A 13,070-nucleotide genomic window follows, 5' to 3' on the forward strand; every position below is an offset into this window, starting at 1 on the left:
CGGGCATATCATCAAGCGACGCAAAACTGTTTTTGATCTGCTTGCCATCAACAAACTGCCATAGATAGCTGGCAAAACTGCCATATTCTTTTTGAATTTCGGCAATGACGATAGCGTTCTTGCGCACTGAATAGATTTTCAGACGGTTGCGGATAATGCCTATATCGCCGCGTAATGCCTCAAGCTCGGCATCGGTCATGGCAATGACTTTATGCAGGTCGAAATCATGAAACGCGGCTTTGTAACCAGCCCGCTTTTTCAGAACAGTTTCCCAATTCAAACCGGCTTGTGCCCCCTCAAGGGTCAGCATTTCAAACAGCAAACGATCATCGTGAACAGGCACGCCCCATTCACTATCATGATAAGCCGCCAGAACGTCATGCCCAGCGCCATTACCAAAACAGCGCGTCTTGCTGGCATTAATTTCAGACATGATACCCCCCTGTTGCGTAGTTTTGTCAGTCATTGGCTAATTGGGCTCAGATCAGCAGGCTAGCATATCATGCCTTCAGCACAGCATCACGATTGGATAGCCGCATAACAAAAAAATATTTGACCTGACCTGTTTTTTGCGTCCCAGTATTAGATGGATCAGCTTAAAATCATCATGCAAATTGGCATCACGAGGGTAAAATGACACAAGATAACGCTTCGGCTGTACCGAATATTATGCTGATCATGGCTGACCAGCTCGCGCCCCAATTCACTGGTGCCTATGGGCATCCGCTTGTGAAAACGCCGCATATAGATGCGTTAGCCGAACGAGGCATGCGCTTTGATGCGGCCTATTGTAATGCCCCTTTATGCGCGCCCTCTCGTTTTAGCTTTATGTCAGGTCAGCTGGTGACCCGCATTGCCGCCTATGACAATGCCAGCGAATTTCCGTCATCCGTCCCCACTTTTGCACATTATCTTCGGGCGATGGGCTATCGAACATGCTTGTCAGGGAAGATGCATTTTATTGGCCCCGATCAGCTCCACGGCTTTGAAGAACGGATCACAACAGATGTCTATCCGTCAGACTTCGCGTGGACACCCGACTGGGAACTGCCTGATGAACGAATTGATAAATGGTATCATAATATGGATTCAGTGCGCGAAGCTGGCGTTGCCGCAACCACCTTTCAGATCGAATATGACGAAGAAGTATGCTTTTTTGCAAAGCGCAAATTAATGGAATATGCCTGTGAAAAAACCCAGCCTTTCTGCATGGTTGCCAGCTTCATTCACCCTCATGACCCCTATGTTGCACGACCAGAATGGTGGGACCTTTATGATCAGGCAGATATAGATATGCCAGCCTATACATTGACACGCGATCAACAAGATGCGTTTTCACAACGTCTTATGGATGGAATTGAGGCCAGTACTGTTGCCGTAACCGAGGATGAAATCCGTAACGCGCGACACGCCTATTATGCCAACACGTCCTATTTTGACAGCAAGGTTGGCGACATTGTCCGCACTCTCGATGAAACCGGTCAACTTGATAATACGATCATTTTCATTACCGCTGATCATGGTGATATGCTTGGTGAACGTGGCCTATGGTACAAAATGAACTTCTTTGAACATTCGGGACGGGTGCCATTGTTGATGGCTGGGCCTAATGTGGTCAAAGGGGCGGTTGCTAGCCCTTGTTCATTGGTCGATATCCTGCCCACCATGATCGACATTGCCGCGCAGACTGGCCATGACAAGCCTGAACTGGGGCAACCAATTGATGGGCGTTCACTCTGGCCAATGGCAACAGGCGCTGTTGAAGATAACGGTGATGCGATAGGTGAATATTGCGCCGAAATGACGGGCCATCCTGTATTCATGATCCGTCGTGGAGACTATAAATATATCCACTGCGACGGCGATCCCGCACAGCTATATAATCTCACCAATGATCCTGCCGAAATGACCAATCTTGCAGATGACCCCGCATATCAGACGATTGCAGATAACTTTGCCGCCGAGGTCGCCTCTCGCTGGAATAGCGCTGCTATCCGCACAGATGTCATTGCCAAGCAGAAACAGCGGCAATCAGTCTATAATGCTATGCAACATGGTGGCCTGACAGCATGGGATTACAACCCACCCCGCGATGCCGCCCAAGAATATGTCCGCAATCATATGGACTGGACGGTGGCCGCGGCCAAAACCCGCTTTCCACCGCTTGATAAATAGCCATAACAGGCTGCTGACTGATCAGCTGCCGTTATTGGCCTTATTCATGGCTTCGACTTCTTCGATCAGGATCGGCACCGCCAGATTGCAAGCATGAATGCCCATCACCGTGGTCAGCTGAATTGCTTCGAAGATTTCTTCTTGGGTGGCCCCCGCCTTTAGTGCGTTCTGCATATGCCGGCGAACACCAGGAGCATATAGATGCGTTGTGGCCGCATTGATCGCAATCATAATCAGCTCTTTATATTTCTGGGGTAGCGGTCCTTCGCGATGCGGCACACTGCGAAAGGCCAGATAGGCTTCGAGAAATTCGGCATCCAGCTCGGCTAATTTATCCCAGACAGGATTCCAGTCCCCTTTGGCTTTATGCGCCGCTGTATGTGGAAATAACATGTCGTTATTAGTCATAAACTCACCCTCCCCGATGTTTGAAACTGTCACGGCGGAAGCTGAATAAGGCTTCGGGATCAACCGCAATTTCCACTACCGCCGGTTTATTGGCGTCCAAAGCGGCTTTCACCACATCCCCAACATCACCTATCCGTTCTGCCTTGAAACCTGCCGCGCCATATAGCTCGGCAACCTTGTCAAAGGGCGGGCTATGCACATCAGCACCAATATATCGCTCGCCAAAGAAATCACGCTGATAGGCTTTTTCCGCGCCCCAGCATTGATTATTCATAACAATTGTGACGGTGTTGATGCCATGCTGAACAGCCGTACTTAGCTCGGAAATTGTCATTCCAAAACCACCATCACCCATCATGCTGACAACGGGACGATCAGGACAGGCAAGCTTTACGCCAAGACCGCAAGCATGCGAAAAGCCAACAAGCCCAAAATCAAGCGGCGTGAACAGGCTGGGCGGTTGCCAGTAATTCAGCGCATCGGTCGCTTGCAGACATAATGTGCCTGCATCCATTGTAATGGCCGCATCATGAGGCAAGACACCGCGCAATTCCTTGAATAAACCGGATGGCTGGATCGGGAAAACATCGGAAGCCGCATCAGCATCGCGCGAAGCCAGATAAGCGGCACGATCCGTTTTAAACTGCGCGGTCCAGGCTTCGACTTCGGCGCGCCCCTGCAAGGTTGCAACCGCTTTGGTTAGTTGCTTTGCGGTCTCGCGCACCTCAGCCCAGATACCAAGCGCAATCGGAAAATAACGGCCAATGGCGGTGGCTTCGAGCTCAACCTGAATAATCGCCGCATCGGCATTTATATTATCATAGGAATAGAAGGTCGAATTAAAGCCAAGCCGCGTGCCCAGCGCCAGAATGACATCGGCTTCGCGTGCCAGACGTGATGCGACTAGATTGCCCCGCGGCCCCATCTGACCAGCATTTAGCGGATGACCAAAGGGAATCGCATCACCATGACCTGGTGCCATTATGATGGGTGTATTCAAGGCTTCGGCAAGAGCCAGAGCATCAGCCTGACCACCGCTATTTTTGATGCCACCACCAATGACGATGACAGGTGCTTTGGCGTTGCGCAACATCTTGGCAGCTTTTTCAATCACATTTTCTGGAGCGGCAGGCATGCTGTGTTCGCGATAGGTATCTGGCGATTGAAAGGCTGGAAAATCAATCGTTTCTGCCAAAATATCACGCGGGAGATTGATTTGCACCGGCCCCCGACGCGGTGCCATAGCCACTCGAAATGCCTCGCGGAACATTTCAGGCACGCGCGCGGTTTGGGTCACAGTCCAGGTTTTCTTGGTCACTGGCGTAAATAGCGCCTGTTGATCAACCTCCTGAAACGCATCACGATACACATGCCCTGAAGACAGCGCCCCTGCGATCGAAACAACCGGCGAGAAAGCTGCCGACGCCTGCGCCAATCCAGTTACCAGATTGGTAGCACCAGGGCCATTCTGCCCCGCCAGCACAACGCCCGGCTTGCCCGATGCGCGGGCAAAACCATCTGCCATATGCGTGCCTGTGCGTTCATCATGAATGCCGATGAAATTGATCGCATCAGCATCATAAAGCGCGTCAAACATTTCCATTGTGGCCGAGCCAATCAAACCGAAAACATGGGACACATTTTCGACCTTAAGTGACTCAACCGCGGCCTGACCGCCAGACATTTTTTTCATAACAAACTTACCTTTCAACAGCTAATGGCATTCAGCCAGAATTATTCACATTATACTTATCAAGAAAATTACGAACCGGTGCCGCAAACAGCATTGGCTGTTCAACCAACCCCATATGTTGAAGATCAGGCACAATAATCGTATTTGCGATTGTATCTGCATTTTCAATTTCACTGGCGATCGCATGCGACATGGCCGGGGTGCTGCCACTATCATACATACAAGTCATAACCAGTGATGGCACGTCGATTGATACCGCGGGGCGTATCAGTTCCAGAACACCATGCGCCAGCACCTGACGGCATTGCGCATAGACTTTGGGATCATTTGCAAGCACCCAGCTACGGATTCGGGAAATCACATCGTCATTATTCTGGATGAAATCAGCGGTAAACCAACGTTCGATAGTGGCATCAAGTGTGGCAGCGGGACCACCTTCATCCGACTTTGCCGCCCGTTCTTCAACAAGTTTCTGGGCTTCGACGCCACGTTCATGTGGTGAGTTCAAAATAGCCAGAGCCCAAACACGGCCAGGATAATCCATCGCAAACCGCCGATTAATCATGCCGCCAAGTGAAAATCCAACTACGGCAGATTGTGCTATCTCCAATTCATCCATCAGATCGGCAAGCTGTTCGGCAAAAAGGCTCAAATCCGGACGTCGTGGCGGTGGCGCTGTGTCACCATGCCCATAAAGATCATAGTTAAGCACGCGATAATGTTCAGCTAGATGCGGGATATGGGCATCCCATGTCGCCCGCGTCAATCCCAACCCATGCACAAGGGTAATAACTGGCCTGTTATCAGGCCCGCTGTTACCAGACTCATAAAGGTCAAAGACCGTTCCATTACCCGAAACAGGCATATGCTTCCCCTTATTGACGCTTTACGCTGTCATGATTTCGAAAAGGCAGGCATGACTTCGTCGCAGAACAGCTTGAGCGATTCCTTTTGTGACGCCATATCTAAATTCATACTTGCATAGTAAATAAAAGCATCAACACCCAAAGCTTCATAGCGCTTCAGCTTGTTGATAACCTCGTCCGGCGTGCCAAACATCAGATTCTCACGCAACATATCGGCATTATACTCATCACGGTTTTCCAGCTCATCAAGAGGGATCTGCTTTGGAAAACCATTCACCACATCACCCAGATTCTTGAACAGATTTTCAAATTGCCCAAGCGTTCGTTGCAATGCTTGCACTGGCTTAGTCCAGTCTTCGGCTTTGGCATAGACCGCACTATGACGCATCATCGCAAATGTTGGCCGGTGCGCATCCGGATTGGCCGCCATCGCCTCATCAAGTCGTCCCTTATATAATTCGGCTTCGGAAAATGGACGCGTTAACGGCCAGGACATGATGTTATAGCCATGCTTGACCGCATAGTCATAGGTGATCGGCGCGCGTGCGGCGACCCAAATAGGCGGATGCGGATGCTGGACTGGCTTTGGCACCGAGGTCGATGTCGGAAATGACCAAAATTCACCATCATGAGCATAATCGCCTTGCCAGAGCGCTTTTACGGCAGGCAACATCTCATGCATATATTGCCATGAATCTGACTGCTTCAAACCGGGGCGCATGCGATCAAATTCACGCTGATAGGCGCCAGATCCAATGCCAAACTCAAGGCGCCCTCCCGAAATCAGATCGGTAAAGGCCGCCTCGCCAGCCAGATTGATTGGATGCCAATAGGGGGCTGTGGCCACGGCTGTGCCTAGGCGGATACGATCCGTATGCCCTGCCCACCATGTTAGTATCTGGAACGGGTTGGGCGCTATTGTCATCTCCAGCGCATGATGTTCGGCAGACCATACAAGATCAAAACCACCCTGTTCGGCTATCTGCACCATTTCCAGCGTGTGGCGTTGAACCGCATCCATATCGATTGAATCATCAAGACGCTCAAGATTCACAGCAAGTTGAAATTTCATATTCAGTTCCTCTTCATCAACGGGACACAAAAACCGCACCTAGCGGTTCGTCTGATGTATTCATCCAGATTGTTTTTGGTCTGGTATAATCATAGACCGCCTGAAACCCGCTTTCACGGCCATATCCAGATCCTTTGACACCGCCGAATTCGGCGATTGGCGATACCGCGCGATAGGTATTAACCCAAACGATACCTGCACGCACAGCTTTTGCCATGCGGATCGAACGCGCACTATCGCGCGTAAAAATACCAGCTGCCAGCCCATGTTTAGTATCATTAGCCAGCGCCAAAACCTCTGCTTCATCGCGGAACCGCAGAACACTGACAACTGGACCAAAAAGTTCGGTATCAACAATCCGCAGATCTTGACGCGGACATTCGATGATCGTTGGCTCGAAATAGATGCCCTCAAGACCATCTGGGCGTTTTCCCCCAGATAAAACATGGCCACCTTCACTCACCGCATGGGCAACTTCGCGCTCAATCACATCACGCTGGCCAACCGTACAAAGTGGCCCCATCTGCGTTTCTTCGGCAAGAGGATCACCAATCAGGATACCTTCGGCAGCGGTTTTCATTCGTGTAAGAAATTCATCGGCAATATCTTCATGCAGATAAAGCCGCGATCCAGCTACACAGCTTTGACCTGCAGCGCCAAATATACCCGCAACAGCGCCATTTACCGCACTTTCAATATTGGCATCATCAAATACGATGATTGGAGATTTACCCCCAAGTTCCAATGATACTTCGGCAAAATTTTCTGCCGAATTATACAATACATGACGCGCAGCAATAGGCCCGCCGGTAAAGGATATACGCGCCACCAGCGGATGCGATGTGAGCGCCTTGCCGCACGGTTCGCCATGTCCAGTTATAATATTAACCACCCCATCGGGAATACCTGCCTGTTTAATAAGCTTGCCGAATTCCAGCATCGCTGCCGAGGCGTGTTCGGACGCTTTCATAACGACTGTGTTTCCAGCCGCCAGCGCCGGACCAATCTTAACGGCGCTCAGGAAAAGTTGAGAATTCCAGGGCACAACAGCCGCGATAACGCCCAGCGGTTCACGATCAGTAAAGACAAACAGATCTGGCTTGTCGATCGGCAAGGTGTCACCATGTATCTTATCAGCACAGCCTGCATAGAAATGAAAGAATTCGGCAATATATTTTGCCTGCCACCGCGTTTCCTTGAGCATTTTGCCTGTATCAACAGCTTCAGTATGACCAAGCTGTTCTGAGTGACCCGCCAGCAGCTCGGCAAGCCGGCGCAAACAATGACCACGTTCGGTCGGGCTCATCGTCGCCCAAGGCCCGTCATGAAACGCTCTGTCTGCCGCCCGCACGGCGATATCGACATCTGCCGCCGTTGCCTCTGGCACACGCGCCCATACTTGGCCGGTTGCTGGGTTGACGCTGTCAAAGGTTTTGTTATCTGACGAGCTAATCCACGCCCCATCAACCAGCATTTTATAATCAACTATATTTGCCATTTCCAGCCACCTATCTGTCAGGAACGATCCGTTTGTGATGAAACAATGACAAAAAAAGCAATATTTGTTAAACGAATTATTCCGATTATTAAGTTTGATTTATTAGAATATATTATTTGATCATAGATGAGACAATTATGAACATTGTTACGCTTGAAACCTTTGTGGCAATCGTCGATACAGGCAGCCTTATCCGCGCGTCTGAACGCCTGCATGTCACTCAATCAACTGTCACCACACGTCTTAATGCTTTGGAACAGGATCTTGGGCAGACTTTAATATATCGCCAGAAATCAGGTGCGGTTATGACGCTTGCAGGGTTGAAATTCAAACGTTATGCCGAAGCCATGCTTGACCTATGGCAAAAGGCACGAAGCGAGACAGCTTTGCCTGGGTCAGTTAATCAGATTTGCAATATTGGATGTATTCCCGATATCTGGCCCTATTGGGGGCATCGTCTATTTGATCGTATTCGCAACACACAGCCACAAACAGCTCTGGCAGCATGGCCAGGGCAAACCCGTGATATGAATGAATGGCTTGATACTGGCATCATCGATATGGCGCTTAGCTTTCAACCTCGGCGGCATGAAAGTTTTACCAGCCGTCAAATAGCCACTACAAAGCTGGCTTTATTTTCAACCCGCAAGGACAGTCCTATTCGGTTTGACTCCAATTACCTTTATGTTGATGGGGGTGAAAATTTCGCCCGCCAGCATACATTAGCCTATAGTGACGCCGGAACAGCCCGCATTTCGATCGGTTCATCTGTGTGGGCTTGCGACTATTTACTGGAAAATGGTGGATCGGCTTATTTGCCTGTTGAGCTAGCCAAACCATATTGTGATAATGGGCAGCTATTCACGCTTGAAGATGCGCCTATTTTTGACCGACATATTTATCTGGTCAGCAATGATCGGGTTGTTAAATCATGGCCATGGTTCGATGAATTATGCGATAATATCTTTGATGTGTAGCAAGGGAAGTCGGTATCCTCTTTGCCTACCCTACGAAAAAGCTGAATTCTGCCGTAATGGTGTATAAGCAAAGACCGATGTCACCACGGCACCGAGCCATAATTAACATATTTTGATGAGTACCGGATCACACGTTCATGAATGATGCAGACGATTTTGACGACCTCGATGATGAAGAAGACGAGGCCGAAAAAGAAAAGATAAAAGCCGCCGAGCAAAAGGCAAAGCGCAAGGCGCGCTTGCTAATGTCTGCGCTTATTGGCGGGCCTGCTATGATCATTGCCGTGTTGTTCATTGGAAGCCACATTTTATTCACAGATTCATCTCCGTCCGCTGTTGATATCAGCAAGGCCTATGAATTACGTAAGCAATCCGGCATGAGTGTCAGCGCCGCTTTGAGGGGTGCCGAACTTCTTGGCGATGATTTGAAAGGTGCAGACGCCGATAACGCAACAAGTGATAATTTACCAACTGACAATGCATCAGCCGAAAATATGATGCCGGATGAGTATCAATATTTTTCCTTCGTACTGGCCTTTACGACAAATTTGAAAAATAGCAATAAGATGGTGTCGGTTGAAATTGCCTGCGCCAAACTGGCCAAATATATCGAAGGTGATAATTTCTTGCTCGAGATGACCGATATGGAACCTGCGTTTCGGTCAGTTATTCTGGGGCATCTTGGTGAATTCAAAGAAGACGATCTTGATACGGTTCCAAAACGCGAAGCCGCCACAGAAATTCTTCGCTTGGCACTTAATGAAGAATTATTAAAATATGACTATAAAAGCCAGATAGACTCGCTTTATTTCACGAGTTTCCGTATTTTTTAGCTACCCTTTTGAGCGAACTGGCTTGCGCTTGAACAGCACAAATTCGCTTGGGACAGGTTTTGGTTCAATTGGCACTTCGATAGGGTCAGGTTCAATGACCGCGTATGGCTTGATTGAGTCATCATTAAACGCATCCATAACCGCGCCGAAGATATCGTCATTTTCGGTATTGCCTGCCTTTTCAAGATAAGCTGCCGTGCGGTCACTTTTGCGTTGCTGGCGCAAAGCTTCAGAGATATTGGGCGCTACAGTCTTGCCAATCCCGGTTTTTAAGGAAAAACGCCCTTTGAACCAACCTAACAAAGTTGACGTTTCGGTTTTTACACCCTTCTTCGATGTGGCAGTCCCCGAAATACTCTTCACAAAAGCAACCTTCATTGGGGTTAGACAATATCGGCAACCCGATAACTAGATGCAGAGAATCACCTGGAAGTTGCAATGTCAAGACTATTGAACAAACTTTGCGAATCGCAAAGCGCGTCTATGGCAGAATATCCTATTTTAAACCCGAATCGCGGGATATCCTTGTGTTGAGCCCCATGTGTTGATCTTGCCGTTATACGCACAAAAATAAAGGGCACTGCCTGAGCAGCGCCCTTTGAAAATGATTATCGCGTAAAAGTTGTTACGATTATGAATAGTATCTTACGAACAACAGAGGCTGTATTAGAACAGACCTTCAATTTGGCCTTGATCATTCAGCATGATCGACTCGGCTGACGGTACCCGTGGCAAACCAGGCATTGTCATGATCTCGCCACAGATAGCGACAATGAAGCCCGCACCAGCTGACAAGCGCACCTCACGTATAGGCACGCTATGGCCAGTCGGCGCGCCGCGCAGGTTTGGATCTGTGCTAAAGCTATATTGTGTCTTAGCCATACATACAGGAAGATGGCCATAGCCCTGCTCTTCCCACTGCTTGAGCTGCGCAACAATTTTCTGGTCAGCAATCACTTCATCAGCACGGTAAATGCGCTTGGCAATTGTCTCAATCTTTTCCAGCAACGGCATTTCATCCGGATAAATCGGTGCAAAGTTAGCCATATCAGCATCAGCGATTTCCGCCACGCGGATAGCCAGTGCCTCAGATCCCTTTGATCCATGCTCCCAATGCTTTGAAACGATGGCTTCTGAACCCTGTTCGGCAACATAGTCCTGCAAGGCTTTAATTTCAGCATCTGTATCGGTAACAAAATGGTTCACCGCGACAACAACCGGAACACCAAAGGATTTCAGGTTCTCGATATGGCGACCAAGATTCGGGCAACCAGCCTGAACAGCAGCTACATTTTCAGCCCCCAAATCAGCTTTGGCAATGCCACCATTCATCTTCATGGCGCGCACAGTGGCAACAAGAACAACCGCACTTGGTGCAAGACCAGCCTTACGGCATTTAATATTCATGAATTTCTCGGCACCTAGATCAGCACCAAAACCAGCCTCCGTTACAACATAGTCAGCAAGCTTAAGCGCTGTTGTTGTGGCAACAACCGAGTTACATCCATGCGCAATATTGGCAAATGGTCCACCATGAACGAATGCTGGGTTGTTTTCGAGCGTTTGCACAAGATTAGGTTGCATGGCCTGGCTCAAAAGCACCGTCATTGCACCATCAGCTTTGATGTCACGGCAATAGACAGGGCTACGATCACGACGGTAAGCCACGATGATGTCACCAAGGCGCTTTTGCAAATCATTAATATCAAGCGCAAGACATAGGATCGCCATAACCTCTGACGCAACGGTAATGTCAAAGCCAGACTGACGTGGGAACCCGTTTGATACGCCACCAAGGCTGGTGACAATGTCACGCAGCGCACGGTCATTCATGTCAACAACACGGCGCCAGGCCACACGACGCTGATCGATGTCCTGCTCATTACCCCAATAGATGTGATTGTCAATCATCGCTGACAACAGATTATGTGCCGAGGTGATAGCATGAAAATCACCCGTGAAATGCAGGTTCATTTCTTCCATCGGAACGACCTGAGCATAACCACCACCAGCAGCACCACCCTTCATACCAAAACATGGGCCAAGCGAGGCTTCGCGGATACAGACCATCGCCTTTTTGCCAATGGCGTTAAGGCCATCGCCAAGACCAACAGTGGTGGTGGTCTTACCCTCACCAGCTGGCGTCGGGTTAATCGCCGTTACCAAAATCAACTTGCCATCAGTGCCACTTCTTTTAGAGGCAATAAATTCAGCCGACACTTTGGCTTTATCATGACCAAACGGCAAAAGATCCTTTTCAGGAATGCCGAGCTTATTACCAATCTCTTGGATTGGTTGCATCTTTGCTTCACGTGCAATTTCGATATCGCTTTTATAAGTCATCAGGGTCTCTCAACTTCTAATCAACGTTGCCAGCTTGCGCCAAATATGGGCAGGCCATAGGGGTTTATAGGTTCTGATATATACAATCAAGCCAACAGGTTATCGCAAATGCGAAGCCATTTTGTGGCAGATGTTACATATAAGCATCACTCAAAATAAATGAGATATAGCAGGAGCCGTTAAGCGTCAGATTAAAATGCCAAAGCATAGTCTGATTGGCCCCTGCTATATGATAGTCATATGGTTTAGCCAAGCTCTTCGAGCTTACGCTCCCATTTCATGGCCTTGGCGAATTTACGCAACTCATCTTCAGGCATATTAATGGTGTTTTCTGGACCAGGATAATTTCTGGTCTTAACGTCATTCATATATCTTGTGATAACATCTTCCATGATCGGGATCAGGTCAGTGTAAATCCGTGAATGCTTTGGTACATGCTCTTCCCAAAGGTGGAATAGATCAGACGAGATGATGTGAACACCATCTGCACAATTACCTGCACCAAGGCTGATAACCGGAACCGGTAGAGTCTCTGCAAGATATTCGGCAACTTCAGATGTTGTCACTTCGCAAAGGATTGAGAAACAACCAGCGTCATACATGGCCTTGGCATCGTCAACAAGCTCCTGGGCACGGGCGGCAGTTTTACCCTGTGCGATAAATCCACCAAGCTGTGGCATACGCATCGGGGTAATACCGATATGACCCTGAACTGGAATACCAGCATTCACAATCGCTTCGATAGCGGGAACGTGATGGCGGTTACCTTCACATTTCATGACTTCGGCATTGGCTTCATGAACGAAACGGCCAGCATTTTCAACAGCCTGCTCTTTTGAAACATGGAAGCTCCAATAAGGCATATCGACCATACGCAGTCCATATTGTGACCCTCGGTCAATCGCCTGTGACATCATCATGACTTCGTCAAAGCTGACTGAAACAGTGCTTTGGTGACCAAACAGGATCATACCACCTGTGTCTGAAACACAAAGAATGTCCATACCCAAGCGATCCGCCACAACGGCTGTCCGATAATCATAAGCAGCAAGCTGTGTAATCGGCTCACCCTTTTCCATTTTCTTGAGTAGTGTTTTATAGGTCACTTTCCTGCGTGGCGGTGTATCTGACATTTCTCTCTCCTAATATTCCCATAAATGAATTTCACGTTAGTTAGGGTGTTTGTATTTATCCAAGACCTAAGG

General features: G+C 48.8%; 12 protein-coding genes. 3 read left to right on the forward strand and 9 right to left on the reverse strand.

All coding sequences use genetic code 11. The features are described 5' to 3' along the window. Positions 1–433 (reverse strand): DNA-3-methyladenine glycosylase I (locus ACTF7Q_RS01640; protein WP_438996111.1); only part of this gene is annotated, 433 nt, incomplete at its 3' end. A gap of 200 nt (positions 434–633) precedes the next feature. Here ACTF7Q_RS01640 and betC point away from each other — a divergent pair. Next, complete coding sequence (betC, locus tag ACTF7Q_RS01645) at positions 634–2,175, forward strand: choline-sulfatase (RefSeq protein ID WP_438996112.1); 1,542 nt, start codon at positions 634–636, stop codon at positions 2,173–2,175. Between the two features lie 21 nt (positions 2,176–2,196). Here betC and ACTF7Q_RS01650 read toward each other — a convergent pair whose 3' ends face one another. The 5 genes from ACTF7Q_RS01650 to ACTF7Q_RS01670 are packed head-to-tail and all read right to left on the reverse strand — an operon-like array spanning position 2,197 to position 7,712. Then, positions 2,197–2,583 carry a carboxymuconolactone decarboxylase family protein gene (locus ACTF7Q_RS01650; RefSeq protein WP_438996113.1) on the reverse strand — a complete coding sequence of 129 codons (387 nt, stop codon included), beginning with the start codon at positions 2,581–2,583 and terminating at the stop codon, positions 2,197–2,199. A 4-nt stretch (positions 2,584–2,587) separates the two neighbouring features. After that, positions 2,588–4,276: a thiamine pyrophosphate-binding protein gene (locus ACTF7Q_RS01655; RefSeq protein ID WP_438996114.1), complete on the reverse strand. Its 1,689-nt coding sequence runs from the start codon at positions 4,274–4,276 to the stop codon at positions 2,588–2,590. A 31-nt stretch (positions 4,277–4,307) separates the two neighbouring features. Beyond that, entirely contained in the window at positions 4,308–5,141 is an 834-nt protein-coding gene (locus ACTF7Q_RS01660; RefSeq protein ID WP_438996115.1) for an alpha/beta fold hydrolase, read from the reverse strand. Between the two features lie 29 nt (positions 5,142–5,170). Beyond that, entirely contained in the window at positions 5,171–6,214 is a 1,044-nt protein-coding gene (locus ACTF7Q_RS01665; RefSeq protein ID WP_438996116.1) for an LLM class flavin-dependent oxidoreductase, read from the reverse strand. 16 nt (positions 6,215–6,230) lie between these two features. Further along, positions 6,231–7,712 carry an aldehyde dehydrogenase gene (locus ACTF7Q_RS01670; protein ID WP_438996117.1) on the reverse strand — a complete coding sequence of 494 codons (1,482 nt, stop codon included), beginning with the start codon at positions 7,710–7,712 and terminating at the stop codon, positions 6,231–6,233. A gap of 137 nt (positions 7,713–7,849) precedes the next feature. On the opposite strand from ACTF7Q_RS01670, the gene ACTF7Q_RS01675 reads away from it, so the two are divergent. Both ACTF7Q_RS01675 and ACTF7Q_RS01680 read left to right on the forward strand, forming a co-directional pair. After that, entirely contained in the window at positions 7,850–8,689 is an 840-nt protein-coding gene (locus ACTF7Q_RS01675) for a LysR family transcriptional regulator (protein WP_438996118.1), read from the forward strand. Positions 8,690–8,826: 137 nt separating this feature from the next. Then, positions 8,827–9,522: a flagellar basal body-associated FliL family protein gene (locus ACTF7Q_RS01680; RefSeq protein ID WP_438996119.1), complete on the forward strand. Its 696-nt coding sequence runs from the start codon at positions 8,827–8,829 to the stop codon at positions 9,520–9,522. Here ACTF7Q_RS01680 and ACTF7Q_RS01685 read toward each other — a convergent pair whose 3' ends face one another. The 3 genes from ACTF7Q_RS01685 to panB all read right to left on the reverse strand — a co-directional run bounded on the left by ACTF7Q_RS01685 (position 9,523) and on the right by panB (position 12,998). Beyond that, positions 9,523–9,885 (reverse strand): hypothetical protein, encoded by a 363-nt coding sequence (locus ACTF7Q_RS01685; RefSeq protein ID WP_438996120.1) that lies wholly within the window; start codon positions 9,883–9,885, stop codon positions 9,523–9,525. Positions 9,886–10,188: 303 nt separating this feature from the next. Beyond that, positions 10,189–11,865: a formate--tetrahydrofolate ligase gene (locus tag ACTF7Q_RS01690; protein WP_438996121.1), complete on the reverse strand. Its 1,677-nt coding sequence runs from the start codon at positions 11,863–11,865 to the stop codon at positions 10,189–10,191. 245 nt (positions 11,866–12,110) lie between these two features. Beyond that, positions 12,111–12,998, reverse strand: a complete 888-nt coding sequence (gene panB / locus ACTF7Q_RS01695) for a 3-methyl-2-oxobutanoate hydroxymethyltransferase (RefSeq protein WP_013046982.1) — start codon at positions 12,996–12,998, stop codon at positions 12,111–12,113. Positions 12,999–13,070 lie beyond the last annotated feature (72 nt).

Origin of the sequence: Puniceispirillum sp. (SeqCode) (assembly GCF_965657105.1) — a bacterium.
Taxonomy (GTDB): Bacteria; Pseudomonadota; Alphaproteobacteria; order Puniceispirillales; family Puniceispirillaceae; genus Puniceispirillum.